General features: G+C 42.9%; 37 protein-coding genes. 33 read left to right on the forward strand and 4 right to left on the reverse strand.

Translation table 11 applies throughout. The features are described 5' to 3' along the window. Positions 1-26 precede the first annotated feature (26 nt). From gatA to gatC, 3 genes are read right to left on the reverse strand one after another with little or no spacing between them, the layout of a single operon-like run. On the reverse strand, positions 27-1,514 hold the full coding sequence (gene gatA, locus CEW93_RS04520) for an Asp-tRNA(Asn)/Glu-tRNA(Gln) amidotransferase subunit GatA (RefSeq protein WP_089539991.1): 1,488 nt from the start codon (positions 1,512-1,514) through the stop codon (positions 27-29). 39 nt (positions 1,515-1,553) lie between these two features. Next, the gene (locus tag CEW93_RS04525) at positions 1,554-2,162 is read right to left on the reverse strand and encodes a hypothetical protein (RefSeq protein ID WP_089539993.1); all 609 of its coding nucleotides are present in this window, start codon (positions 2,160-2,162) and stop codon (positions 1,554-1,556) included. Then, complete coding sequence (gatC, locus tag CEW93_RS04530; RefSeq protein ID WP_089539995.1) at positions 2,162-2,449, reverse strand: Asp-tRNA(Asn)/Glu-tRNA(Gln) amidotransferase subunit GatC; 288 nt, start codon at positions 2,447-2,449, stop codon at positions 2,162-2,164. The genes CEW93_RS04525 and gatC overlap by 1 nt, the downstream gene beginning before the upstream one ends. Positions 2,450-2,794: 345 nt before the next feature. Between gatC and CEW93_RS04535 the strand changes: the two genes are divergently transcribed. The 33 genes from CEW93_RS04535 (at position 2,795) to rplQ (ending at position 21,286) form a co-directional block, all read left to right on the forward strand. After that, positions 2,795-3,826, forward strand: a complete 1,032-nt coding sequence (locus tag CEW93_RS04535; RefSeq protein ID WP_089539997.1) for a rod shape-determining protein — start codon at positions 2,795-2,797, stop codon at positions 3,824-3,826. A 104-nt stretch (positions 3,827-3,930) separates the two neighbouring features. After that, on the forward strand, positions 3,931-4,791 hold the full coding sequence (mreC, locus tag CEW93_RS04540; RefSeq protein WP_089539999.1) for a rod shape-determining protein MreC: 861 nt from the start codon (positions 3,931-3,933) through the stop codon (positions 4,789-4,791). Beyond that, positions 4,788-5,276 carry a rod shape-determining protein MreD gene (mreD, locus tag CEW93_RS04545; protein ID WP_089540000.1) on the forward strand — a complete coding sequence of 163 codons (489 nt, stop codon included), beginning with the start codon at positions 4,788-4,790 and terminating at the stop codon, positions 5,274-5,276. Before mreC ends, mreD begins: the two co-directional genes overlap by 4 nt. After that, positions 5,276-5,860 carry a nucleoside triphosphate pyrophosphatase gene (locus CEW93_RS04550; RefSeq protein ID WP_089540002.1) on the forward strand — a complete coding sequence of 195 codons (585 nt, stop codon included), beginning with the start codon at positions 5,276-5,278 and terminating at the stop codon, positions 5,858-5,860. The genes mreD and CEW93_RS04550 overlap by 1 nt, the downstream gene beginning before the upstream one ends. Positions 5,861-5,867: 7 nt before the next feature. Beyond that, positions 5,868-7,259, forward strand: a complete 1,392-nt coding sequence (locus tag CEW93_RS04555) for a ribonuclease E/G (protein ID WP_089540004.1) — start codon at positions 5,868-5,870, stop codon at positions 7,257-7,259. 290 nt (positions 7,260-7,549) lie between these two features. Continuing rightward, positions 7,550-7,861: a 30S ribosomal protein S10 gene (gene rpsJ / locus CEW93_RS04560; RefSeq protein WP_003656991.1), complete on the forward strand. Its 312-nt coding sequence runs from the start codon at positions 7,550-7,552 to the stop codon at positions 7,859-7,861. A 48-nt stretch (positions 7,862-7,909) separates the two neighbouring features. Continuing rightward, positions 7,910-8,548: a 50S ribosomal protein L3 gene (rplC, locus tag CEW93_RS04565; protein ID WP_089540008.1), complete on the forward strand. Its 639-nt coding sequence runs from the start codon at positions 7,910-7,912 to the stop codon at positions 8,546-8,548. 13 nt (positions 8,549-8,561) lie between these two features. Continuing rightward, complete coding sequence (gene rplD / locus CEW93_RS04570; protein ID WP_089540009.1) at positions 8,562-9,164, forward strand: 50S ribosomal protein L4; 603 nt, start codon at positions 8,562-8,564, stop codon at positions 9,162-9,164. Then, the gene (gene rplW / locus CEW93_RS04575) at positions 9,161-9,490 is read left to right on the forward strand and encodes a 50S ribosomal protein L23 (protein WP_089540011.1); all 330 of its coding nucleotides are present in this window, start codon (positions 9,161-9,163) and stop codon (positions 9,488-9,490) included. Before rplD ends, rplW begins: the two co-directional genes overlap by 4 nt. A 9-nt stretch (positions 9,491-9,499) precedes the next feature. Then, positions 9,500-10,327, forward strand: coding sequence for a 50S ribosomal protein L2 (gene rplB / locus CEW93_RS04580; protein WP_089540014.1), 828 nt, complete (start codon positions 9,500-9,502; stop codon positions 10,325-10,327). Positions 10,328-10,338: 11 nt separating this feature from the next. Next, entirely contained in the window at positions 10,339-10,614 is a 276-nt protein-coding gene (gene rpsS / locus CEW93_RS04585) for a 30S ribosomal protein S19 (protein WP_062498708.1), read from the forward strand. Positions 10,615-10,623: 9 nt separating this feature from the next. Then, complete coding sequence (gene rplV / locus CEW93_RS04590) at positions 10,624-10,953, forward strand: 50S ribosomal protein L22 (protein WP_029102633.1); 330 nt, start codon at positions 10,624-10,626, stop codon at positions 10,951-10,953. 2 nt (positions 10,954-10,955) lie between these two features. Then, positions 10,956-11,681 carry a 30S ribosomal protein S3 gene (gene rpsC / locus CEW93_RS04595; protein WP_089540016.1) on the forward strand — a complete coding sequence of 242 codons (726 nt, stop codon included), beginning with the start codon at positions 10,956-10,958 and terminating at the stop codon, positions 11,679-11,681. 3 nt (positions 11,682-11,684) lie between these two features. Further along, the gene (rplP, locus tag CEW93_RS04600; RefSeq protein ID WP_029102635.1) at positions 11,685-12,098 is read left to right on the forward strand and encodes a 50S ribosomal protein L16; all 414 of its coding nucleotides are present in this window, start codon (positions 11,685-11,687) and stop codon (positions 12,096-12,098) included. Continuing rightward, on the forward strand, positions 12,098-12,295 hold the full coding sequence (gene rpmC / locus CEW93_RS04605; RefSeq protein ID WP_089540018.1) for a 50S ribosomal protein L29: 198 nt from the start codon (positions 12,098-12,100) through the stop codon (positions 12,293-12,295). Before rplP ends, rpmC begins: the two co-directional genes overlap by 1 nt. Then, positions 12,292-12,564 (forward strand): 30S ribosomal protein S17, encoded by a 273-nt coding sequence (gene rpsQ / locus CEW93_RS04610; RefSeq protein WP_089540019.1) that lies wholly within the window; start codon positions 12,292-12,294, stop codon positions 12,562-12,564. The genes rpmC and rpsQ overlap by 4 nt, the downstream gene beginning before the upstream one ends. Before the next feature lie 130 nt (positions 12,565-12,694). Next, a complete protein-coding gene (rplN, locus tag CEW93_RS04615; RefSeq protein WP_029102638.1) occupies positions 12,695-13,063 on the forward strand; it encodes a 50S ribosomal protein L14 in 369 nt (122 codons plus the stop codon). Positions 13,064-13,078: 15 nt separating this feature from the next. Next, on the forward strand, positions 13,079-13,396 hold the full coding sequence (rplX, locus tag CEW93_RS04620; protein ID WP_089540021.1) for a 50S ribosomal protein L24: 318 nt from the start codon (positions 13,079-13,081) through the stop codon (positions 13,394-13,396). A gap of 20 nt (positions 13,397-13,416) precedes the next feature. Then, entirely contained in the window at positions 13,417-13,953 is a 537-nt protein-coding gene (gene rplE, locus CEW93_RS04625; RefSeq protein ID WP_089540023.1) for a 50S ribosomal protein L5, read from the forward strand. A 9-nt stretch (positions 13,954-13,962) separates the two neighbouring features. Further along, complete coding sequence (rpsN, locus tag CEW93_RS04630) at positions 13,963-14,268, forward strand: 30S ribosomal protein S14 (RefSeq protein WP_089540025.1); 306 nt, start codon at positions 13,963-13,965, stop codon at positions 14,266-14,268. Between the two features lie 10 nt (positions 14,269-14,278). Continuing rightward, entirely contained in the window at positions 14,279-14,677 is a 399-nt protein-coding gene (gene rpsH / locus CEW93_RS04635) for a 30S ribosomal protein S8 (protein WP_089540027.1), read from the forward strand. 141 nt (positions 14,678-14,818) lie between these two features. Next, positions 14,819-15,352: a 50S ribosomal protein L6 gene (gene rplF / locus CEW93_RS04640; protein ID WP_089540029.1), complete on the forward strand. Its 534-nt coding sequence runs from the start codon at positions 14,819-14,821 to the stop codon at positions 15,350-15,352. 16 nt (positions 15,353-15,368) lie between these two features. Next, on the forward strand, positions 15,369-15,719 hold the full coding sequence (gene rplR, locus CEW93_RS04645) for a 50S ribosomal protein L18 (protein WP_089540031.1): 351 nt from the start codon (positions 15,369-15,371) through the stop codon (positions 15,717-15,719). Positions 15,720-15,721: 2 nt separating this feature from the next. Then, positions 15,722-16,219 carry a 30S ribosomal protein S5 gene (gene rpsE, locus CEW93_RS04650; protein WP_089540033.1) on the forward strand — a complete coding sequence of 166 codons (498 nt, stop codon included), beginning with the start codon at positions 15,722-15,724 and terminating at the stop codon, positions 16,217-16,219. A gap of 17 nt (positions 16,220-16,236) precedes the next feature. Further along, positions 16,237-16,416, forward strand: coding sequence for a 50S ribosomal protein L30 (gene rpmD, locus CEW93_RS04655; RefSeq protein WP_089540035.1), 180 nt, complete (start codon positions 16,237-16,239; stop codon positions 16,414-16,416). Continuing rightward, positions 16,416-16,856, forward strand: a complete 441-nt coding sequence (rplO, locus tag CEW93_RS04660) for a 50S ribosomal protein L15 (RefSeq protein WP_089540037.1) — start codon at positions 16,416-16,418, stop codon at positions 16,854-16,856. The genes rpmD and rplO overlap by 1 nt, the downstream gene beginning before the upstream one ends. A 3-nt stretch (positions 16,857-16,859) precedes the next feature. Further along, on the forward strand, positions 16,860-18,200 hold the full coding sequence (secY, locus tag CEW93_RS04665) for a preprotein translocase subunit SecY (protein WP_089540039.1): 1,341 nt from the start codon (positions 16,860-16,862) through the stop codon (positions 18,198-18,200). A gap of 15 nt (positions 18,201-18,215) precedes the next feature. Then, entirely contained in the window at positions 18,216-18,332 is a 117-nt protein-coding gene (gene rpmJ, locus CEW93_RS04670; protein ID WP_089540040.1) for a 50S ribosomal protein L36, read from the forward strand. 123 nt (positions 18,333-18,455) lie between these two features. Then, positions 18,456-18,812 carry a 30S ribosomal protein S13 gene (gene rpsM, locus CEW93_RS04675; protein ID WP_089540042.1) on the forward strand — a complete coding sequence of 119 codons (357 nt, stop codon included), beginning with the start codon at positions 18,456-18,458 and terminating at the stop codon, positions 18,810-18,812. Positions 18,813-18,833: 21 nt separating this feature from the next. Next, on the forward strand, positions 18,834-19,226 hold the full coding sequence (gene rpsK / locus CEW93_RS04680; RefSeq protein WP_089540044.1) for a 30S ribosomal protein S11: 393 nt from the start codon (positions 18,834-18,836) through the stop codon (positions 19,224-19,226). Between the two features lie 11 nt (positions 19,227-19,237). Beyond that, a complete protein-coding gene (gene rpsD / locus CEW93_RS04685; RefSeq protein ID WP_146416643.1) occupies positions 19,238-19,879 on the forward strand; it encodes a 30S ribosomal protein S4 in 642 nt (213 codons plus the stop codon). A 25-nt stretch (positions 19,880-19,904) separates the two neighbouring features. Continuing rightward, positions 19,905-20,909, forward strand: coding sequence for a DNA-directed RNA polymerase subunit alpha (rpoA, locus tag CEW93_RS04690; protein ID WP_089540766.1), 1,005 nt, complete (start codon positions 19,905-19,907; stop codon positions 20,907-20,909). 17 nt (positions 20,910-20,926) lie between these two features. Beyond that, positions 20,927-21,286 carry a 50S ribosomal protein L17 gene (gene rplQ, locus CEW93_RS04695; RefSeq protein WP_089540765.1) on the forward strand — a complete coding sequence of 120 codons (360 nt, stop codon included), beginning with the start codon at positions 20,927-20,929 and terminating at the stop codon, positions 21,284-21,286. A 122-nt stretch (positions 21,287-21,408) separates the two neighbouring features. Here rplQ and CEW93_RS04700 read toward each other — a convergent pair whose 3' ends face one another. Continuing rightward, the gene (locus CEW93_RS04700; RefSeq protein ID WP_089540764.1) at positions 21,409-22,032 is read right to left on the reverse strand and encodes an L-threonylcarbamoyladenylate synthase; all 624 of its coding nucleotides are present in this window, start codon (positions 22,030-22,032) and stop codon (positions 21,409-21,411) included. Positions 22,033-22,100: the final 68 nt, after the last annotated feature.

Below are 22,100 nucleotides of genomic sequence, written 5' to 3' on the forward strand. Positions count from 1 at the left end.
ACAAATTACTGCATGACGATGCTCCCTTATTCTTGTTTGGCAATCGGCGATAATGCTTGATGAAATGCCGTATTTGCCTGATAAATATGCGCCGTTTGTAACAGCTCACTTTCTGCCCAATGTTTACCAATCAGCTGCAATCCCACAGACAGCCCATGCGCTTGACCCACAGGGTGCGACAGTGCAGGCAGCCCCGCCAAATTGACACCAATGGTATATAAATCAAGCAGATAAATGCTGGCTGGGTCTAGGCTTTCGCCAAGTTTATAAGCGGGCGTGGGGGCGGTGGGGCTGGCGATGATGTCGCATTTTTCAAAGGCCTTTTTAAAGTCTTCCACAATCAAACGGCGCACCTTTTGGGCTTTGGTATAATAAGCGTCAAAATATCCGGCTGACAGAGCATATGTCCCCATGATGATACGACGCTGTACTTCTGCGCCAAAGCCTTCAGAGCGACTACGAGTGTATAAGTCCATAAGGTCGCTAGGATTTTCACAGCGATAGCCAAAGCGCACACCATCATAGCGAGACAGGTTAGAGCTGGCTTCGGCAGGAGCAAGTAGATAATAAGTGGCAAGGGTGATGGCAGGGTCGGTGATGTCCACCTCTACAATGCTTGCCCCCAGCTCTTCGTATTTGGCAAGGGCTTGGCGAATGGATTTTTCTACTTCGCCATCAAGTCCTGCCCCAAAATACGCCTTTGCCACCCCAATTTTTTTGCCAGCCAAGGGTTTGCTACTTGTGGTGTCAGTTGCCAAAATGTCAGCAACCAGCGTGTCAGTAGGGCGGTTGATACTGGTGGCATCTTTGTTATCATAGCCTGCCATTGGGTCAAGCAAATAAGCACAGTCCAAGGCGGATTTACCAAAAGTGCCTGCTTGGTCTAGGCTTGACGCATAAGCAATCATGCCGTAGCGAGACACACGCCCATAGGTGGGTTTAATGCCAGTGATGCCACAAAAGCTCGCTGGCTGACGGATTGAGCCGCCAGTGTCCGAGCCTGTCGCCACAGGCACAAAACCACTTGCCACAGCCGCTGCCGAGCCACCTGACGACCCACCCGGCACACGTTCTAAGTCCCAAGGGTTATGCACTGCCCCAAAGTGTGAGCTTTCATTGTCCGAGCCCATGGCAAACTCATCCATGTTAAGTTTGCCAATGCTGACAAAGCCAGAGTTGGCGATATTTTCTACCACCGTGGCATCATAAGGCGAGACAAAGTTATAGAGCATTTTTGAGCCAGCCGTGGTCAAAACCCCTTTGGTGCAAAGGTTGTCTTTATGAGCCATTGGCACGCCAAGTAGGGGGCGAGTGTCGCCATCGGCACGCAGTTTGTCGGCAGTTTCGGCGTGTTTTAGGGCATTGTCAAAATCTTTGGTGATAAAGCTGTTGATTTGACCGTCTAAGCTGTCAATGCGACCTGCAAAATGCTTTACCAAGTCAGTGCTAGAAAATGCTTTATTTGCCAAACCTTTGACCAGTTCAGATACAGATAAATGATGTAATTGTGTCATAAAATGCCTTTAATAATCAAAAAATCACAAATTTTAATGTTAAATCGTCCATTCGTCAGTGATGATGGCGACCAAATAAGGACGACCTTGGTAGGTTTCAAACACCAAACGCAAACACCGCCAGTCCATGCAGTCATATTGCTTGCTGCCTGCATAATAAAACTCAACAAAGTCTTGGGTGGGGTAAACTTCCCTAAGGTTATTTAGGCTGTTGCCAGTCCCATAAAATTCGTTCACACCCACTTTGCTGGGGTTGGACAGATTGTCTCTGACCACCCAGTCGCTTAAATAGCTTGGCAGGGGTGTGATGAGTGGCTCGCCAATGCCATCTTTGTCGCCCCACGTAAATTTGATTTTGGATTGTTTTAAATATTTATCAAAATTTTTTCGGCTAAATACCTTGTCTTTTTTGACATTAACATAGGCATACATACTAAAACGCACACCTTTTTTGGGGTGAATGTGTGGTGTGATTTTGGCGTATTGCTGGCTTTGAAGGGCGTCTTTGATGATGTGAGCTGTTTGAACAAAGTTTGGTATTTGCTCGCTTTGGCTACTGCTAGGCTTTGCAATGGCAGGCACAGCCAAGCCACTTGTCAGGCTAAGAGCAAGCAAAGCTCTACAAATAACGTTTTTTAAGCTGGTCATTATTCAATCACCTGTGGTACCAGATACAGCCCATCTTGGGCGTGTGGGGCAACCGCTTGAAATGCGTCTCGGTCAATGGCAGGATTGGGTACATCGGCACGCAAAGGCTGACAGGCTTCATGGATGTTTGCTAAGGGCTTAATGTCATCGGTGTCAACGCCATCCAACACGTCCATCATCGCTAGGATTTTGTCCAGACTTTGAGCATAGGCTTGGGCGGTCGTCTCATCAATCGCTAGACGTGATAGGTTGGCACACGTTTGTACATCGTTGGTGGTGATGGTCATAAAAAGCTCCTAAAATTTTATGGCTCATTCTACCACATTTCTGATGGCTTTTAAAATTAGGCAAGTGAACAAGCGTATATTTACGGTATTGATAAGAATTTGTAATTTTTGGTAAGCAGTTATGGATTGATTTGTTACAATTTTAGCCTTTGAAAAATTTTCTTGCAAAATCATGATTTTTTTGACAAAACTTAATGATTTTTTGGACACAAATCAGGTATAATTTACCACCGTTTTTAACGTTTTTGGTCATGATGTTTTCATTTTATCCTAATTATTGACAAAATGCAGACAAAGTGATGACACATTTTATTTCTTTTTGTATGAATTTTTGGAATACGCCCCATGAACCTACTAGGATTTTTATCAACCAATATTGCCATTGATTTGGGTACTGCCAACACTTTGATTTATACGCCGGGTAAGGGGGTTGTTCTTGATGAGCCAACAGTTGTGGCACTTCGCTCTAACCGCACCCAAAACCCAACAGTCGCTGCGGTGGGCGTGGATGCCAAACAAATGCTCGGTCGTACCCCTGATAACATCACCGCCATTCGCCCCTTAAAAGACGGCGTGATTGCTGATTTTGAAGTTACCCAAAAAATGCTCAAACACTTTATCCACAAAGTCAAAGCCAAGCGTTTTTTGGCTGACCCAAATGTGGTGGTGTGTGTGCCTTGTAAATCCACTTTGGTAGAGCGTCGTGCCATCCAAGAAGCGGTACAGTCAGCAGGGGCAAACAGCGTGCATTTGCTAGAAGAGCCAATGGCAGCCGCGATTGGGGCGGGGCTACCTGTGCATGATGCCAGTGGTTCTATGGTGGTAGACATTGGTGGTGGCACGACAGAGATTGCGGTGATTGCATTGTCAGGCTGTGTGTATTCAGATTCTATCCGTGTGGGTGGGGATTTGTTTGATGAAGCCATCATTAATTATGTGCGTAAAGCTCATGGCTGTATCATTGGTGAGACGACCGCCGAGCGTATCAAAGTAGAAGTGGGAACGGCAGTGTTTGATGAAAAAGAAAACCTAGAAGTAGAAGTGCGTGGGCGTTCTATGGCAGAAGGTGTGCCAAAGACCTTTACAGTAACTTCCAAAGAAATCCAAGAAGCCCTATCAGAGCCATTATCTGCCATTGTTACAGGCACAAAAGAAGCCTTAGAACAAACGCCACCTGAACTATCAAGCGATATCGCTGAGCGTGGTATTGTACTGACAGGTGGTGGGGCATTGTTGCGTAATTTGGATAAATTGATTTCAAAGGAGACAGGATTGCCTGTATTTGTGGCGGATGAACCTTTGACTTGTGTCAGTCGTGGTGGTGGTAAAGCCTTAGATTTTATCCACGACAAATCTTTAAATCTGATTTTTGTTTGATGATTACCACTTAACCCAAAAATAGCGGTGTTCAACGCACCGCTTTTTGTGTCTTTTTATTGAGTGTGCTAGCATAGTACATCACATTTAGGTATTCTTGGCTTATGTTGCCCAGTATTTTTTCTCAAAAGCCACTTTTTGCTCGCATGACCATCGGATTTTTGGTGGTGGCACTGATTTTGATGTTGCTTGATAGCAAAAATCCCCAGTGGTTTTCCCCTTTGCGTAGTGCCAGCCATGCTTCCATGCAGCCTATCTACCAAATAGCGGTAGGGCCATCTTATGCGATGACTTATGCCGAAGGTCAGCTTTATACAAAAGAAGCCCTACGCCGTGAAAACATTCGCTTGCAAACTGAGCTGTTACAGGCTCGTGCCAAACTTCAAGTTCAAGACCATCTGATTGCCCAAAACGCCCGTTTGCATGGCATTTTAACCACCACTTTATCTAATACCCACCATCTGCAATTAGCTCAGGTGATTGGCACTGACAGTAACCCATTAAAACAAGTGGTGATACTTAATAAAGGCAAAAATCATGGCGTGCAGATAGGTCAGACGGTGATTGATGAAAATGGCATTTTGGGTCAAATCATCAACACTTACCAAGACACCAGCCGTCTTTTGCTCATCACAGATGAACAGCAGTCAGTGGCGGTGGTGGTGGCTCGTACAGGTCAGCGAGCGATGGTGTCAGGTGTTGGCATGCCTGACAGTTTAAGTTTGGACTATATCTTTAAAACAGCCGATGTTAAAGTGGGCGATGAGCTGATTTCATCAGGGCTTGGTGAGCGTATTCCTGCTGGCTACAAAGTGGGCACAGTATCTGACATAGATACCACGCATACGGATAATTTTGCTGACATTAAAGTCAAGCCATCAGCAGATTTTTTGCGTAGTAATTATGTGTTGATATTGCAACCAAAAGAGTCATCAGTCGCCCAAGCCAAACATCAGCCATCATGAAATCCAAAGTCTTTTTAATCACAGGCATGATAGCCAGTTTTGTGATAGCATCTGCCTTAAATGTTTATCCTTTAACACCCATGTTTGCCAGTATTCGCCCCATGTTTTTGGTGATGGTGCTGATTTTTTGGGTGATATATCGCTCTACTTTATTGTCAGTATGGGCGGTGTTTTTGGTGGGCTTAGTCTCGGATTTGTTGTTTGGGACGCATTTGGGACATCAGGCGTTTTGTGCCACACTCATGGCATTTATTCTAAGAGCCATGCTGATTTATGCCAAAGAGCTGACCTTGGTACAAGCATGGATAATTGCGGTGGTGGGATTGCTTGTGTACCAAGGCACATTGTGGTTTTTGCAAGCATTGGCACATCATAATTTTTTGTGGACGGGCATGGGGTCGCTCATCAGTAGTATGGCGTTATTTCCATTGTTGTGGTTGCCTTTATATTGGATAAATAGCCAAGTCAAAGAGCGAGCCTACTGATGAAAGTGATTCTTGCATCCACATCACCACGTCGTCAAGAACTGCTGGCACGGATTGTTGATGATTTTACTGTTTGCCCTGCTGATATTGACGAAAGTGTTCAGCAAGATGAGTCTGCTCATAATTATGTCATGCGTATGGCAACCGATAAAGCACAGAAGATTGCCCAAGCTTTTCACATCACAGATGGCGTGGTTATTGGGGCAGACACCATTGGGGTGCTTGATGATGATATTTTGACCAAACCCACCGACAAAGCTCATGCCTTTGCGATGTGGGACAAGTTATCTCATCGCACACATCATATTTGGACAGCGGTATGTGTTGTGATGGTCAAAGATGGCAAAATTCATCACCAAAAAACCATCAAAGTTAGTACAGACGTAACTTTTATTCAGCTGACTGACCATCAAAAACAGCAATATTGGCAAACAGGTGAGCCGACCGATAAAGCAGGGGCGTATGCCATTCAAGGCGGAGCGATGGCGTGGGTGCGTGCGATTAATGGCAGTTATACCAACGTCATAGGATTGCCACTTGCTGAGATGGCTGAATTATTAGACGAATGCTTGATGTTGTTTTAGGTGTTGTATGCCAAAACAGCTCATTGTCAGTCATATTTGTTACCCCCAAGTTGCCATACTTGATGATGGCAGACTTTGCCGATTGTTATCAGACAAGCCATCAGCACAAACAGGCGATATTTATCTAGCAAAAGTGGTGCGTCTTTTACCATCTTTAATGATGGCGTTTTTGGACATTGGCGAGCCAAAAAACGCTGTCTTGACACTCACCAAAGACAGCCAGATTCGTCAAGGTCAATACATCATGGTTATGATTGGTCGTCCTGCTTATGCTCAAAAAGGGGCAACTGCTACGACCGCCATCAGTTTATCATCGCCTTATGTGGTTTATAAACCTGATGATGTGGGGGTGCGTATCTCTCATAAAATCCCCAAAAATATTGCCCAGCACATCAAACACGCCATCACCGCCACGATGAAAGATGAGCATTTACAAGGCGGTATCATCATTCGCACATCTGCTCAAACCGTTGATATTGCCACAATTTTAGAGCATATCGGTAAACTATATCAAACAGGGCAACACATTAAAAACCATGCCCATAAAAAGCCTTGTCGCTTGTATCGTGTGCCATTGCCATTGTCTGTATTTGTTCATGATGCAGACAGCAAAAAGATTGATGAGATTTTAATTGACGATAAGACATTGTATGACGAGTGGTGTGATTTTGTGGGGCAGTTTTTGCCACATCTGACGGATAAAATTAAATACCGCACGCCCAGCTTGTTTGATGGTCATGATATTTATGCACAGCTACGCCAAGCTTTATCACCCTATGTGCCTTTGCCGTCTGGGGCGACTTTGGTCATTGATGAATGTGAAGCGATGACGGTTGTTGATGTAAATACAGGTTCTTTGGTCAATTCATCAAAAAATCTGATATATCAGGCAAATTTAGAAGCCAGTCAAGCGATTGCTTTTGAGTTAAAATTAAGACAAATCGCTGGGTTGGTGGTGATTGATTTTATAGACATGAAAAATACGCAGCACCAACAAGCCGTCTATGATAACCTAAAAAAGCATTTGGCAGATGACCCCGCTAAAATTCGTTTATTACCCTTGAATGAGTTTGGATTGGTTCAGCTAAGCCGTGAACGCACTTCATTAAGATTGTCTGATATGTATGCTGAGCCTTGTTCTGCCTGTCAAGGTGATGGCATCACAACCCAAAAGGCAAGTGTACTGGCAATCATTGCACAATTGACCACTTTTACCCATCAACATTTATCTTCCAAAGATGAGATTGTGCTCAGGGTGTCCAATAATATTGCTAAAATACTACTAAATAGTATGGATTTTGTAAAAATACAAACGGCATTACATGAGCAATTATCCCTAAAAATCATCAATACTTATTGTGATGATAAATATGATATTTTGTTTCATACAATCAAATAAGTCCATAAACTTCTTGCATTTATGTGTTTTTTGTGTATAATAGGCACACATTTATGTTTAGCGTTGCCTTTTTGTGTATATCACACAATTTTCCAGCATTTTGGTATTTGCAACGCCACAGCCGAAGCATCGTTTTTGGCATGATGATTTTAACTCTGTTGTTATCTTTTGGGATAATTTTAACAGGGTATGTTATTTTGTCTAAAAAATGCTGGCAACTTATAACAGATGACTGACATCTTTTTAGATGGAAGTTAAAAAGAACTTAAATTTAGTAGGAGCTAGTTGGCATGGCTAACCAGAGAATCCGTATCCGACTCAAATCATTTGACCATCGTCTGATTGACCAGTCGGCACAAGAGATTGTTGATACGGCAAAGCGTACAGGAGCTCAAGTTTGTGGACCTGTTCCCTTGCCGACTCGTATTGAGCGGTTCAACGTATTGACATCACCACACGTCAATAAAGATGCTCGTGACCAGTATGAAATTCGCACTCACAAACGCATGATTGACATTGTGCAACCTACTGACAAAACAGTAGATGCATTGATGAAATTAGATTTGGCGGCTGGTGTGGATGTTCAAATCGCCTTAGGCTAATTGAACGACTGGTTTAATATAAACGATTAAAGAAGTAAGAGGTCTAAAATGGCGATTGGTTTAGTCGGTATAAAGCGTGGTATGACCCGAATCTTCACTGATGCAGGTGCTTCTATTCCTGTAACGGTGGTTGAGGTTAACGCAAACCGCATCTCGCAAATCAAGACAGTAGACACAGATGGCTATAACGCAATTCAAATCACCACAGGTGAGCGTCGTGAAAGCCGTGTAACTGCTGCTCAAAAAGGACACTTTGCCAAAGCTGGTGTTGCTGCTGGTCGTGGTGTTTGGGAATTTCGTGCTGACGCAAGCGAACTTGAAGGTCGTGAAGTTGGTGCAAGCATCTTAGTTGATTTATTTGAAGTTGGTCAAATTGTTGATGTAACTGGTCAATCTAAGGGTAAAGGCTTTCAAGGTGGTGTAAAACGCCACAACTTCCGTACCCAAGATGCTTCTCATGGTAACTCTGTGTCGCATCGTGTGCTTGGTTCTACTGGTCAAAACCAGACACCAGGTAAAGTATTTAAAGGCAAAAAAATGCCAGGTCAAATGGGTAACAAACGTGTTACCGTTCAGGGCTTGGAAATTGTGTCTATTGATGCTGAAAAAGGGTTGCTAGTCATCAAAGGTGCACTACCAGGTGCCAATGGTGGTGATGTCATCGTGCGTCCATCAGTCAAGGCCTAGTAAGGGGATTAACGTGAATTTAAAAACTGTTACAGGTGCGGCGGTTGAATTATCAGAGACTATTTTTGGTCGTGAATTCAATGAAGCCTTAGTACACCAAGTCGTAACTGCTTACCTAGCTGGTGCTCGTCAAGGTACTCGTGCCCAAAAAACTCGTGGCGAAGTATCTGGTGGTGGCAAAAAGCCATGGCGTCAAAAAGGTACAGGTCGTGCTCGTGCGGGTTCTATTCGTGGACCTATTTGGGTTGGCGGTGGTCGTGCGTTTGCTGCTAAGCCACAAGACTGGTCGCAAAAAGTAAATCGTAAGATGTATCGTGGTGCAATGAGATGCATTTTGGCAGAGTTAGTACGTCAAGAGCGTCTGGTTTTGGTAGAAAACATTGCCGTTTCTGCACCAAAAACCAAAGAATTGATTGCAAAATTGGCTGAATTGAATGCACCACGTGCGTTAATTGTGAGCCATGAAGTTGATGAAAACTTATATTTGGCAGCACGCAATATCCCACATGTGAATGTGTTGGGTACTCGTGAGGTTGACCCTGTGAGCTTGGTGTCTTTTGATAAAGTCATCATGACTGTTGAAGCTGCTAAGCAATTTGAGGAGACGTTGGCATGAGTAACGCAAGATTATATCAAGTGCTAAAAGCACCTGTCTTCTCAGAAAAATCTCAACGTTTGGGCGATAGCCTTGGCGTACAAGTTTTTAAAGTTGATAGCAAAGCCACTAAGCGTGAAATCAAACAGGCGGTTGAAATGATGTTTGATGGTGTTGAAGTTGTTAAAGTAAACACCCTAAATGTTAAAGGTAAAACTAAGCGTTTTGGTCGTGTGGTTGGTAAGCGTTCTGACTTTAAAAAGGCGTATGTAACCCTAAAAGCAGGTTCAGACGTACAAATCGGTGCTGGTGAAGAATCCACTGGCGAAACAGCGACTAACGAATAAGGAATTATCATGCCTATCGTAAAAGCGAAACCCACATCACCAGGCCGCCGCTTTGTTGAAAAAGTTGTGCATCCACACCTTTATAAAGGTCGTCCTTATGCACCACTTTTAGAGTCAAAGTCTAAGTCCGGTGGACGTAACAACAACGGTCGTATCACTACCCGTCATATCGGTGGTGGTCATAAGCAACACTATCGTCTGATTGACTTTAAGCGTAATAAAGATGGCATTGTTGCAACTGTTGAGCGTATTGAATATGACCCAAACCGCACTGCACACATCGCACTATTGAAGTATGCAGATGGTGAGCGTCGTTACATTATTGCTCCTAAAAAATTGGCAGTAGGCGATCAGGTTCAATCTGGTGAAGGTTCTCCAATCCGCCCAGGTAACTGTTTGCCACTTAAAAATATCCCAGTGGGTACCACCATCCATAATATTGAGCTAAAAATTGGCAAAGGTGCACAAATTGCACGTTCTGCTGGTGCGGCAGTTCAATTGCTTGGTCGTGATGGTGCTTATGTGATTGTTCGTTTGCGTTCAGGCGAAACTCGTCGCATTCACGCAAATTGTCGTGCAGTGGTTGGTGAAGTATCTAATACCGAAAACAACCTAAAATCACTTGGTAAAGCAGGTGCAGCACGTTGGCGTGGTGTTCGTCCTACTGTTCGTGGTACGGCGATGAACCCGATTGATCACCCACACGGTGGTGGTGAAGGACGTAACTTTGGTAAACACCCAACCAGTCCTTGGGGTCAGAAAGCTAAGGGTCTTAAAACCCGTTCTAATAAGCGTACTGACAGCATGATTATCCGTCGCCGTCGTGCCAAGAAATAAAGGAAGAGTTTATGCCTCGTTCGTTAAAAAAAGGCCCGTTTATTGATGCACATCTGTTTGCCAAGGTTGAAAATGCCCTTGAAACAAACAGCCGTAAGCCTATCAAAACTTGGTCTCGTCGTTCTATGATTTTACCACAAATGGTCGGTTTGACCATTTCTGTTCATAACGGTCGCACTCATGTGCCTGTGATTGTTAGCGAGCAAATGGTTGGTCATAAATTAGGTGAATTCGCTCCGACCCGTTCTTATCGTGGTCATGGCGTTGATAAGAAATCTAAGAGATAAGGTGATACCATGGAAGTAACTGCAAAATTACGTGGTGCCGCCATTTCGGCACAAAAAGTAAGATTGGTTGCGGACGAAGTTCGTGGTAAGTCAATCGAGCGTGCTTTAGATATTTTGACATTTAGCAATAAAAAAGGTGCTAAATTGGTTAAAAAATGCCTACAATCAGCCATTGCAAATGCTGAGCACAACAATGGTTTGGATATTGATACATTGCGTGTTTCAACGATTTATGTAGATGAAGGCATCACTTTGAAGCGTATTATGCCCCGTGCCAAGGGTCGTGCTGACCGCATCAGCAAACGTACTTGCCACATCACTGTTAAAGTAGGAGCATAATCATGGGTCAAAAAGTTCATCCAATCGGTATTCGTTTGGGCGTCATCAAAAAGCACAATGCAAACTGGTACGCCAATCCAAAACAATACTCTGAATATTTGCTAAATGACTTTAAAGTACGTGATTTTTTGCGTAACAAATTAAAAGAAGCCATGGTGAGCAATATCAGTATTGAGCGTCCTACAGGTGCTGCTAAAATTACCATTTCATCAGCTCGTCCAGGTGTGATTATTGGTAAGCAAGGTGCTGATATTGAAGCTCTGCAAAAAGAGTTGACTAAGATTATGGGTGTCCCTGCTCAGGTAAACATTCAGGAGATTAGCCAGCCTGACTTAGATGCTCGTTTGGTAGCAGTGGGTATTGCCAATCAGCTAGAACGTCGTGTGATGTTCCGTCGTGCTATGAAACGTGCGGTTCAAGGCACCATGCGTGCAGGTGCTGGCGGTATTAAAGTTGAGCTGTCAGGTCGTCTTGGTGGTGCTGAGATTGCTCGTACAGAGTGGTATCGTGAAGGTCGTGTGCCATTGCATACTTTGCGTGCTGATATTGATTATGCAGAAGTTCGTGCAGAAACCACTTATGGCACCATCGGTGTGAAAGTTTGGATTTTCCGCGGTGAAATTCTAGACGGCATGAATAGTGTTTACAATCCAGTTGCAGAAGATAAGACTCGTGCACCAAAACGCCGTGGTCGTACTAGCAACCGTCGCAATTCAGACAAGGGGTAAGCCATGTTACAACCAAAACGCACCAAATTCCGCAAAATGCACAAAGGTCGTAACACAGGCCTTGCCCAACGTGGTAATACTGTTGCATTTGGCGAAATTGGTCTAAAATCTATCGGTCGCGGTCGCATGACTGCTCGCCAAATTGAAGCAGCTCGTCGTACCATTACTCGTCGTATTAAGCGTGGTGGTAAAATCTGGATTCGTGTGTTTCCAGATAAACCAATCACTGAGAAACCTTTGGAAGTACGTATGGGTAAAGGTAAAGGTCCAGTTGAGTACTGGGTGGCCGAAATTAAGCCGGGCAAAATGCTATATGAAATCCAAGGTGTGAGCGAAGAGCTTGCTCGTGAAGCATTGACCTTAGCATCAGCTAAGCTACCTTTCAAAACCACCATTGTTAAACGGACGGTGATGTAATGAAAACAAGCGAATTACGTGAAAAATCAGTAGAAGAGCTGGCTACATTGCTTGACGAAAAGCAACTGGATGCATTTCGCCTACGCATGGCAAAAGCAACAGGTCAGCTAGCAAATACTCATGAAGTCAAAGCAAACCGCCGTGTTATTGCAAAAATTTTGACTTTGCTTAACGAGAAACAAAGGGGCAACGCATGAGTACAAATACCCAAAACCAAGAAGTTGGCGTGGTGACTGGTAAAGTTGTCAGCAACAAGATGGACAAATCTATCACCGTCCTAGTTGAACGTCAAATTCGCCACGAAAAATATGGCAAGCAAATTCGTCGTTCTACAAAGCTAAAAGCTCATGACGAAAACAATGTTTGTCAAGAAGGTGACATCGTACGCATCAAAGAAACTCGTCCAATTTCAAAGACCAAAACTTGGACTTTGGTGGACGTGGTGGAAACTGCGGTAAAAATTTAAGCTATTTGCATTAAAAGTCATTTGCGAGTATAATAAACGCCTTTAAAGTGTTTATCTACCAAATTTATGCAAAATAGCATAAATTTGGAGCAAATGACTTTATTGTATTATTATTTTATGGAGTCATGCGATGATTCAGACTGAAACAATGCTGGAAGTTGCAGATAATAGTGGTGCGAGACGTGTACAGTGCATTAAAGTACTAGGAGGCTCGCATCGTCGTTATGCATCAGTTGGCGATATTATCAAAGTAACGGTTAAGGAAGCGATTCCACGTGGTCGTGTTAAAAAAGGCGACGTGATGAATGCAGTTGTGGTACGTACCAAAAAAGGCGTACGCCGTCCTGATGGTTCTGTTCTACGTTTTGATGACAATGCGGCAGTTATTCTAAATAACAATAAAGCCCCCATTGCAACTCGTATTTTTGGACCTGTTACCCGTGAACTACGTGGTGAACAATTTATGAAGATTGTTTCACTAGCACCAGAAGTACTGTAAACTTAGAGGCTATCTATGGCAAAGTTACGCAAAGGCGATACCGTGATTGTGATTGTTGGTAAAGATAAAGGCAAGCAAGGCACAATTTTGGCGGTAAAAGCAGACCGTGTCAAAGTGGAAGGCATTAACATTGTAACCAAACACCAAAAACCCAATCAAATGTTGGGCAAAGAAGGTGGTATTGTTAAGCAAGAAGCATTTTTACACATTTCAAATGTTGCGATTTATAACGCAAACACCCAAAAAGCAGACCGTATTGCTTACCAAGTGAACGAAGAGGGTAAAAAAGTCCGTATTTATCGTTCCACTGGTGAAGTAGTGGCGACTGCATAAGATACTAAGGGTAATTAGTAATGGCAAGATTAAAATCATTATATAATGGCAAGCTAAAACAGCAAATCAAAGATGAGCTTGGTTTAGAAAATGTCATGCAAGTACCAAAAATCACCAAAATCACTTTAAATATGGGTGTTGGTGGTGCAGCACAAGATAAAAAACTACTAGAAGGTGCTTTGGCGGATATGACTGTCATCGCAGGTCAAAAACCTGTGGTTACTAAAGCTCGTAAGTCAGTTGCTGGATTTAAAATTCGTGAAGAGTGGCCAATTGGTTGTAAAGTTACTCTTCGTGGTGAGCAAATGTATGAATTTTTAGACCGTTTGATTGCAATTGCGATTCCTCGTATTCGTGATTTTCGTGGTTTTTCAGCCAAAGCTTTTGATGGTCGTGGTAACTATTCATTAGGTATCAAAGAGCAAATTGTTTTCCCAGAAGTTGATTTTGATAAGATTGACCGTATCCGTGGTCTTGACATCACCATCACAACGACTGCTACCAATGACGACCAAGGTCGTGCATTGCTAAAAGCATTCGGTTTTCCATTTAAGTAAGGTAACGTTATGGCTAAAATGAGCATGATTAATCGCGAATTAAAACGCGAAAAATGTGTGGCTAAGTACGCCGAAAAGCGTGCCGCCTTAAAAGCAGTCATCAGTGATGTGAATGCAAGTGATGAAGAGCGTTTAGATGCCATGCTTGCTTTACAGGCATTGCCACGTAACTCATCTCCAGTACGTTTACGTAATCGTTGTGGCTTGACTGGTCGTCCACATGGTTATTTCCGTAAGTTTGGTTTATCACGTAACAAGTTGCGTGAGCGTGTAATGCAAGGCGATGTGCCTGGTGTTCGTAAAGCTAGTTGGTAAGGAGCAAGCCATGAGTATGCAAGACCCAGTTGCTGATATGCTAACCCGTATCCGTAACGCACAATCAAGAAATAAGCCAGCCGTTTCTATGCCTGCATCAAAACTACGTAAGTCTATTGCTGATTTATTGGTTGCTGAGGGATATTTAACTTCTGCTGAGGTTGTGGAAGGTGAGAACGGAAAAAGTGTTCTTAATATTGAGCTAAAATACCATCAAGGTCAAGGCGTTATTGCAGAATTAAAACGTTATAGTCGTCCTGGTCTTCGTCAGTATCGCAGTAAAGATGAGCTACCAAGTGTCAAAAAAGGCTTGGGTGTGGCCATTATTTCTACCAGCAAAGGCTTGATGAGTGATCGTACAGCACGCCAAGCAGGTATTGGTGGCGAAGTGATTGCATTGGTTTCTTAGTCAATTTCTGTATTAAATCAAATAATCCTTGGTTTGCACTAAGGATTATTTGTGTTATAATAGTTTGCTTTCTTGATTATCAAGAAGTTTTTCATGACATCAGTAATTACAGATGTTGTTTTCATTTGAAAGGATATTAATATGTCTCGTGTGGCAAAAGCCCCAGTAACGCTGCCAGCTGGTACTAGCGTTACTTTGAACGGTCGGCAGGTTGAAGTGAAAGGCAAAAATGGTTCTTTGTCTTTACACCTGCACGATTTGGTCGAGCTTAAACAAGAGGATAATGCTGTTACTCTTGTTCCTGTAAAAAACACCAAAGAAGCGTGGATGCACACAGGTACTGTACGTGCATTGTTAAACAATATGGTTCAAGGTGTTACTAATGGTTTTGAGCGTCGTTTACAGCTTATTGGTGTTGGTTATCGTGCTCAGGTTGCAGGTAATGTGGTTAATTTGAACTTAGGTTTTTCACACCCAATTGCTTATAGCTTACCAGAAGGTGTTACTGCTGAAAGCCCAAGCCAAACTGAAATCGTTTTAAAATCAAACGACAAGCAAAAATTGGGTCAAGCAGCCGCAAAAATCCGTAGTTTCCGTCCGCCAGAGCCTTATAAAGGTAAAGGTGTTCGTTATAGCGACGAAGTTGTTCTTCGTAAAGAAGCTAAGAAAAAATAAGATAAGGTGAGCAAACATGTTTGATAAAAAATCCGCTCGTCTTCGTCGAGCAAAGAAAACTCGTGCCCATATCCGTCAATTAGGTGCTAACCGTTTGACTGTTACTCGCACCCCACGCCATATTTATGCACAAATCATCGCACCAACAGGTGGCGTTGTGATTGCACAAGCATCAACCTTGGATGCAAGCCTTCGTTCTGGTGTTACTGGTAACGTTGAGGCAGCAAAAGCAGTAGGTGCATTGATTGCAGAACGTGCAAAAGCTGCGGGCATCACTAAGGTTGCATTTGACCGTAGTGGTTTTAAATATCATGGCCGTGTTAAAGCATTAGCTGACGCTGCTCGTGAAAACGGATTGGAGTTCTAATCATGGCAAAAGTTGAACAAACTGACGGTTTGGTAGAAAAATTAGTTGCCGTTGACCGTGTGGCAAAAGTTGTAAAAGGTGGTCGTATTTTTTCTTTCACAGCGTTAACCGTTGTGGGAGATGGTAATGGTCGTGTGGGTTTTGGTCGTGGCAAGGCTCGTGAAGTGCCTGCTGCTATTCAAAAAGCGCTTGAAGCTGCTAAGCGTAATATGATTACTGTTGAGCTTGCTGGCACCACTTTGCAGCATCCTATTAATGCTCGTCATGGTGCATCAAAAGTTTATATGCAACCTGCATCAGAGGGTACTGGTGTTATTGCTGGTGGTGCAATGCGTGCTGTACTTGAAGTTGCTGGTGTACAAGACGTACTTGCTAAATGTTATGGCTCAACCAATGCTGCTAACGTTGTGCAAGCAACTTTTAAGGGTTTGCGTGATATGGTTTCACCAGAACAAATCGCTGCTAAGCGTGGTAAGTCTGTTGAAGAAATTTTGGGCTAAGAGATAGGTGAATTGTTATGAAAACAATGAAAGTTACTCAAATCAAATCAAGTAGCCATCGCTTAGCAAGCCATAAAGCTTGCCTAAAAGGTTTGGGTCTACGCCGTATTGGTCATACCGTTGAGGTGGAAGACACGCCTTCTACTCGTGGCATGGTGAATCGTGTGCATTACATGGTTAAAGTGGAGGAAGCATAATGGTTCTTCGTTTAAATGAACTTGCACCTGCCATTGGTGCAAAAAAAGTTGCCCAACGCCGTGGTCGTGGTATTGGCTCAGGCTTAGGTAAGACAGGCGGTCGTGGTATTAAAGGTCAGACTTCACGTTCAGGCTCAAGCATTCCAGTGGGATTTGAAGGTGGTCAAATGCCCATCTATCGTCGTTTGCCAAAATTTGGTTTTACTAGCCAACTTGCTTTGGCAACTGCTGAGGTTCGTTTGTCTGAGCTTAACAAAATTGAAGGCAATGAGGTAACTTTGGAAACCTTAAAAGCTGCTAATATCATTCGTGGCGATATGAAGCGTGCTCGTATTATTTTATCTGGTAAGATTGAGCGTGCATTGACTTTTAAGGGTGTAAAAGTAACCAAAGGTGCAAAAGAAGCGATCGTTGCTGTTGGCGGTAGTGTTGAGGAATAACCTATGTCCAAGCAATCAGTGTCCAAATCAGGTATTCCACTAAATCCCATCACATTTGTCCGCAAATATGATGAGTTGTGGAGACGTATGTTATTTTTGATAGGGGCATTGATTGTTTATCGTTTAGGTTCCCATGTACCTGTGCCGGGTATTAATCCTGTTGCTTTGGCAGATTTTTTTGATGCAGGCAAAGATACCTTTTTAGGTATGTTTAATATGTTTTCTGGCGGTGCCTTGGAACGTATGTCCATTATGGCACTTGGGATTATGCCGTATATTTCAGCATCTATTGTGGTGCAGATGATGTCGGCAGTTGTCCCATCGTTAGAAGCATTAAAAAAAGAAGGTGAAACAGGTCGGCGCACTTTGAGTAAATATACTCGTCAAGGCACATTGGCATTGGCCTTTGTACAGGCGGTTGGCATGTCAGCTGGCTTGATTGCTGGTGGTTTGACTTTATCATCAGGATTGAGTTTTTATATCCCTGCGGTAACTTCCTTGGTTGCAGGCTCCATGTTCTTGATGTGGCTTGGTGAGCAGATTACTGAGCGTGGCATTGGTAATGGTATCTCCATGCTGATTTTTGCAGGAATCATTGCAAGTGCTCCAAACATGATTTCAGGGGCTTTGGCAAGCGGCAGTGGTAGTGGCAGAGATTTATTGGTTTTGTTGATTTTTGCTGTGCTTGGCGTAGCGGTTACTGCTGGTATTGTTTATATGGAACGTGCCCAAAGACGAGTTCCTGTCAATTATGCCCAAAAGCTACAAGAAGGTCGTAAGATTTATGCTCAACAACAAGCACATTTGCCTTTAAAATTAAACATGGCAGGGGTAATTCCTGCAATTTTTGCCAGTTCTCTGCTGATGTTGCCTGCCAGTTTGGGTCAGTTCTCAGGAGCATCTGAAAATCCAAGTACCATACAAGTAATTTTGCAAAATATCTCTTTGGTATTGCAATTTGGTAGTCCGTTATATCTGCTAGTTTTTGGTGTTTTAATCATCTTCTTTTGTTATTTTTATACTGCATTGATGTTTAATCCCAAAGAAGTGGCAGAAAATTTAAAGCGTAGTGGGGCTTATATTCCAGGTATTCGACCAGGTCAGCAAACTAAGCGTTATTTGGATTTTGTATTAAATCGCCTAACTTTTATTGGGGCGATGTATATGACGGTCATTTGCCTTATGCCAATGGTGATTCAGTCTGCTTTTGGTATGCCATTGCCTTTGGGTGGTGCATCTTTGTTGATTATGGTGGTGGTATTGATGGATTTTATTGCACAAGTGCAAGCGCATATTATGACGCATCAATATCATGACCAAACTTTAATTAAATCATCTCGTTGATGAATGGAGTTAGCTATGAAAGTTCAAGCATCTGTTAGAAAAATTTGTGGTAGCTGTAAAATTGTACGTCGCAAAGGTCAAGTTCTTGTGATTTGCAGCTCAGAACCACGTCATAAACAACGTCAAGGTTAATTGCAAAATAACGCTTGATATTTTATGGCAGATATTGTATTATCTGCTACTTGCTACCTTTGTGTTTGGGTAGTTATACTTAACTATCAAATACATTTGTATTTGCTTAATGGAGACAAATTAATGGCTCGTATTGCCGGTGTAAACATTCCGGACAACAAACATGCTGTGATTTCTCTAACTTATATTTTTGGTATTGGTCGCACAACAGCAAAACAAATCTTGTCTGCTGTTAATATTTCAGAAACCACCAAAATTGGTCAGTTAGATGATGCACAATTAGATGCTGTCCGTGCAGAAGTTGCAAATTACACAACCGAAGGTGATCTTCGTCGTGAAATTTCAATGAACATCAAACGTTTGGTTGATTTGGGTTGCTACCGTGGTCTTCGCCACCGTCGCGGCTTGCCTGTTAATGGTCAACGTACCAAAACCAACGCGCGTACCCGCAAAGGTCCACGCAAAGCAATTAAAAAATAAACTAATTTAGGAAGCTAAAAGATGGCAAAAGACACTCGTAGTCGCAAAAAAGTGGCTCGTCGTTCAGTATCGGAAGGTATTGCTCACATTCACGCGTCTTTTAATAACACCATTGTAACGATTACCGATCGTCAAGGTAATGCATTGGCTTGGGCCACCTCAGGTGGACAAGGCTTCCGTGGTTCACGTAAATCTACACCATTTGCTGCACAGGTTGCCGCAGAAGTGGCTGGTAAAACTGCCCAAGAAACTTATGGTGTTAAAAATATTGATGTCTTGGTAAAAGGTCCAGGACCAGGTCGTGAGTCTGCGGTTCGTGCATTAGGTGTGTTGGGTTATAAGATTAATAGCATCAGTGATGTTACCCCAATTCCACACAACGGCTGTCGCCCACCTAAGAAACGTCGCGTTTAAGGAGATAACTCATGGCCCGTTATATTGGTCCAAAACTAAAATTGTCTCGCCGTGAAGGTACTGACTTACAGCTTAAATCTGGAGTTAAGGCTTACGATGTTAAGACAAAAAAATCAAGTCGTGCCCCTGGTCAGCATGGCAATAGCCAAAACAAAACATCTGAATACGCATCACAACTTCGTGAAAAACAAAAAGTTAAGCGTATGTATGGTGTATTAGAGCGTCAATTCTCAAATTACTACAAAGAAGCTGCCCGTATGCGTGGTGCCACAGGTGAAAATTTGCTTGGTATGTTAGAGCGTCGTTTAGATAATGTGGTTTATCGTATGGGCTTTGGAGCAACTCGTGCAGAAGCTCGTCAGCTAGTTAGCCATCGTGCCATTTTGCTAAAAAAAGCAGGGCGTGATGAGTTTGTACGTGTAAATATCCCATCAATTCAAGTTCAAGATGGCGATGTGATTGCTGTTCATGAAAAATCAAAAGAGCAACTTCGCATTAAAAATGCGATTGAACTTGCAACTCAACGTGGCATTCCAGAATGGCTAGAAGTTGACCACAGCAAATTACAGGGTACTTTCAAGACTGCACCAGAACGCAGTGAGCTACCTGCTGAAATCAACGAAAGTTTGATTGTTGAGCTATATTCTAAATAATTAACTGAACTATTCGAGGTGAACCATGACAACTGCAAATGAGTTTCTAACACCAAGCACCATTCAGGTGGATACGGTTAATGAAACAACTGCTAAGGTCACACTCGAGCCGTTAGAACGTGGTTTTGGACATACATTAGGTAATGCCCTTCGCCGTATTCTATTGTCTTCATTGTCTGGTGCTGCTGTTGTTGAAGCGGAGATTGAAGGGGTTGATCATGAGTATTCAACCCTTGAAGGACTGCAAGAGGACGTGCTTGATTTGTTGTTAAACTTAAAAGGTTTGGCAATTATTTTGCATGACCAACATGAGGCGTATTTAACCTTAGACAAAAAAGGTGCAGGTATTGTTACGGCTGCTGATTTAGAGTTGCCACATAATGTTGAGATCGCCAATCCTGAGTTGGTGCTTGGCACATTGAGCGAGCGTGGACATTTAAAAATGCGTCTGCGTGTGGTAACAGGTCGTGGTTACGAGCCCGCCAGTCAGCGTCGTGAAGATGCGAACTCTAAGATGATTGGACATTTAAAACTTGATGCAAGTTTTAGTCCTATTTTACGAGTGGCATATGATGTTGAAAATGCTCGTGTTGAACAACGTACTGACCTTGATAAACTCATCATTGAGCTTGAGACAAATGGCACGATTGACCCAGAAGAGGCAATTCGTAAAGCTGCCACGATTTTGCAACAACAAATTGCAATTTTTGTGGATTTAGAGGCAGAAGAAGCCCCTGAGCCAATCAAAGAAAAAGAAGAGATTGACCCTGTGCTGTTACGTCCAGTGGATGATCTTGAACTGACGGTTCGTTCAGCCAACTGCTTGAAAGCTGAAAATATTTACTATATCGGTGATTTGGTACAACGCTCTGAAACTGAGCTTTTAAAGACCCCAAATCTTGGTAAGAAATCATTAACTGAAATCAAAGACGTGCTTGCGTCTAAGAATTTAGAGCTTGGTATGCGCCTAGATAACTGGCCACCAAGTGATTTGCGAGTTGATGACCGTTTCTCTTACCGTAGCCGTTAACTTAAAGGATACTGACCATGCGACATCGTAATAGCGGAGTCAAGCTGGGTCGCACCAGCAGTCATCGTAAGGCAATGTTCCAGAACATGACAAATTCATTGTTTGAACATGAGTTGATTAAAACCACTTTGGTAAAAGCCAAAGAACTACGCCGTGTGGCTGAACCACTTATCACACTTGCAAAAGAAGATAGTGTGGCAAATCGCCGTTTGGCTTTTAATCGTACTCGCAACAAGGTAATCGTAGGCAAGCTATTTAATGAGCTTGGTCCACGTTATAAAACTCGCCCAGGTGGCTATTTGCGTATCATTAAGTGCGGTTATCGCGATGGTGATAATGCACCAATGGCCTATGTAGAGTTGGTTGACCGCCCATAAGTGCAACTTTAAAGTTACACTTAAAAACCCCAATTTTAGTTGGGGTTTTTAATTTTTTAAAAATGGAGTTTTTATATTAAAGATTTATTCTAAAAAATGGTATTTTAGGGTTTATCTGGATTTTATGTTGGCTCTGCCCAATCACTCGTATCCATCACTCCTGCTCGTAGACAAATGGGATTGTCACCTGTTAAATCAATAACGCTGGTCATGCCATCAATGAGTGTGCCCACATCAATAAAGCCATCTACCACATTATCTAGCGTTTCTTGGATACGATAAGGCTCATGCAATACACCCACATCAGGCAAAATAAGCGAGCTGATGAGTAAGGGTTCTGCCAAAGTGTCTAGCAAGGCATGAATGATGGGGGTATTGCTAATACGCACACCAATGGTCTTTTTCTTGGGGTGAGCAAGTTTTTTGGGCGTATCTTTGCTGGCTGATAAAATAAAAGTAATGGGGGCTGGGGTGTGAGCTTTAAGATGGCGAAACTGCTCGTTATTAACTGTGGCAAAGCCTGCTACTTGTGATAAATCGCGACACAGTAGGGTGAAATGATGTTTGTCATCTAGCTGGCGAATTTTTTTGAGCTTATCTAGGGCTTGGCGAGATGATGTCATGGCACCAAATATATAACCCAAATCGGTCGGTAGTATAATTAGGGCATCATCACGCAATAGGCGTACAGCTTGATTGATAAGGCGTTCTTGAGGATTATCAGGGTGGATATATAATGTTTGCATGGTAAGTCCTTGGGTGAGTGTTGATTTTAAATGTATCAATGATGAATCAATAAAACCATACCATATCA

The organism is Moraxella sp. VT-16-12, assembly GCF_002224245.2.
GTDB lineage: Bacteria > Pseudomonadota > Gammaproteobacteria > Pseudomonadales > Moraxellaceae > Moraxella.

What these genes read in the sequence shown, in the direction of transcription:
- gatA (WP_089539991.1), bottom strand. Translation starts at nt 1,514, where the DNA reads ATGACACAATTACATCATTTATCTGTATCTGAACTGGTCAAAGGTTTG.
- CEW93_RS04525 (WP_089539993.1), bottom strand. Translation starts at nt 2,162, where the DNA reads ATGACCAGCTTAAAAAACGTTATTTGTAGAGCTTTGCTTGCTCTTAGC.
- gatC (WP_089539995.1), bottom strand. Translation starts at nt 2,449, where the DNA reads ATGACCATCACCACCAACGATGTACAAACGTGTGCCAACCTATCACGT.
- CEW93_RS04535 (WP_089539997.1), top strand. Translation starts at nt 2,795, where the DNA reads ATGAACCTACTAGGATTTTTATCAACCAATATTGCCATTGATTTGGGT.
- mreC (WP_089539999.1), top strand. Translation starts at nt 3,931, where the DNA reads ATGTTGCCCAGTATTTTTTCTCAAAAGCCACTTTTTGCTCGCATGACC.
- mreD (WP_089540000.1), top strand. Translation starts at nt 4,788, where the DNA reads ATGAAATCCAAAGTCTTTTTAATCACAGGCATGATAGCCAGTTTTGTG.
- CEW93_RS04550 (WP_089540002.1), top strand. Translation starts at nt 5,276, where the DNA reads ATGAAAGTGATTCTTGCATCCACATCACCACGTCGTCAAGAACTGCTG.
- CEW93_RS04555 (WP_089540004.1), top strand. Translation starts at nt 5,868, where the DNA reads ATGCCAAAACAGCTCATTGTCAGTCATATTTGTTACCCCCAAGTTGCC.
- rpsJ (WP_003656991.1), top strand. Translation starts at nt 7,550, where the DNA reads ATGGCTAACCAGAGAATCCGTATCCGACTCAAATCATTTGACCATCGT.
- rplC (WP_089540008.1), top strand. Translation starts at nt 7,910, where the DNA reads ATGGCGATTGGTTTAGTCGGTATAAAGCGTGGTATGACCCGAATCTTC.
- rplW (WP_089540011.1), top strand. Translation starts at nt 9,161, where the DNA reads ATGAGTAACGCAAGATTATATCAAGTGCTAAAAGCACCTGTCTTCTCA.
- rplB (WP_089540014.1), top strand. Translation starts at nt 9,500, where the DNA reads ATGCCTATCGTAAAAGCGAAACCCACATCACCAGGCCGCCGCTTTGTT.
- rpsS (WP_062498708.1), top strand. Translation starts at nt 10,339, where the DNA reads ATGCCTCGTTCGTTAAAAAAAGGCCCGTTTATTGATGCACATCTGTTT.
- rplV (WP_029102633.1), top strand. Translation starts at nt 10,624, where the DNA reads ATGGAAGTAACTGCAAAATTACGTGGTGCCGCCATTTCGGCACAAAAA.
- rpsC (WP_089540016.1), top strand. Translation starts at nt 10,956, where the DNA reads ATGGGTCAAAAAGTTCATCCAATCGGTATTCGTTTGGGCGTCATCAAA.
- rplP (WP_029102635.1), top strand. Translation starts at nt 11,685, where the DNA reads ATGTTACAACCAAAACGCACCAAATTCCGCAAAATGCACAAAGGTCGT.
- rpmC (WP_089540018.1), top strand. Translation starts at nt 12,098, where the DNA reads ATGAAAACAAGCGAATTACGTGAAAAATCAGTAGAAGAGCTGGCTACA.
- rpsQ (WP_089540019.1), top strand. Translation starts at nt 12,292, where the DNA reads ATGAGTACAAATACCCAAAACCAAGAAGTTGGCGTGGTGACTGGTAAA.
- rplN (WP_029102638.1), top strand. Translation starts at nt 12,695, where the DNA reads ATGATTCAGACTGAAACAATGCTGGAAGTTGCAGATAATAGTGGTGCG.
- rplX (WP_089540021.1), top strand. Translation starts at nt 13,079, where the DNA reads ATGGCAAAGTTACGCAAAGGCGATACCGTGATTGTGATTGTTGGTAAA.
- rplE (WP_089540023.1), top strand. Translation starts at nt 13,417, where the DNA reads ATGGCAAGATTAAAATCATTATATAATGGCAAGCTAAAACAGCAAATC.
- rpsN (WP_089540025.1), top strand. Translation starts at nt 13,963, where the DNA reads ATGGCTAAAATGAGCATGATTAATCGCGAATTAAAACGCGAAAAATGT.
- rpsH (WP_089540027.1), top strand. Translation starts at nt 14,279, where the DNA reads ATGAGTATGCAAGACCCAGTTGCTGATATGCTAACCCGTATCCGTAAC.
- rplF (WP_089540029.1), top strand. Translation starts at nt 14,819, where the DNA reads ATGTCTCGTGTGGCAAAAGCCCCAGTAACGCTGCCAGCTGGTACTAGC.
- rplR (WP_089540031.1), top strand. Translation starts at nt 15,369, where the DNA reads ATGTTTGATAAAAAATCCGCTCGTCTTCGTCGAGCAAAGAAAACTCGT.
- rpsE (WP_089540033.1), top strand. Translation starts at nt 15,722, where the DNA reads ATGGCAAAAGTTGAACAAACTGACGGTTTGGTAGAAAAATTAGTTGCC.
- rpmD (WP_089540035.1), top strand. Translation starts at nt 16,237, where the DNA reads ATGAAAACAATGAAAGTTACTCAAATCAAATCAAGTAGCCATCGCTTA.
- rplO (WP_089540037.1), top strand. Translation starts at nt 16,416, where the DNA reads ATGGTTCTTCGTTTAAATGAACTTGCACCTGCCATTGGTGCAAAAAAA.
- secY (WP_089540039.1), top strand. Translation starts at nt 16,860, where the DNA reads ATGTCCAAGCAATCAGTGTCCAAATCAGGTATTCCACTAAATCCCATC.
- rpmJ (WP_089540040.1), top strand. Translation starts at nt 18,216, where the DNA reads ATGAAAGTTCAAGCATCTGTTAGAAAAATTTGTGGTAGCTGTAAAATT.
- rpsM (WP_089540042.1), top strand. Translation starts at nt 18,456, where the DNA reads ATGGCTCGTATTGCCGGTGTAAACATTCCGGACAACAAACATGCTGTG.
- rpsK (WP_089540044.1), top strand. Translation starts at nt 18,834, where the DNA reads ATGGCAAAAGACACTCGTAGTCGCAAAAAAGTGGCTCGTCGTTCAGTA.
- rpsD (WP_146416643.1), top strand. Translation starts at nt 19,238, where the DNA reads ATGGCCCGTTATATTGGTCCAAAACTAAAATTGTCTCGCCGTGAAGGT.
- rpoA (WP_089540766.1), top strand. Translation starts at nt 19,905, where the DNA reads ATGACAACTGCAAATGAGTTTCTAACACCAAGCACCATTCAGGTGGAT.
- rplQ (WP_089540765.1), top strand. Translation starts at nt 20,927, where the DNA reads ATGCGACATCGTAATAGCGGAGTCAAGCTGGGTCGCACCAGCAGTCAT.
- CEW93_RS04700 (WP_089540764.1), bottom strand. Translation starts at nt 22,032, where the DNA reads ATGCAAACATTATATATCCACCCTGATAATCCTCAAGAACGCCTTATC.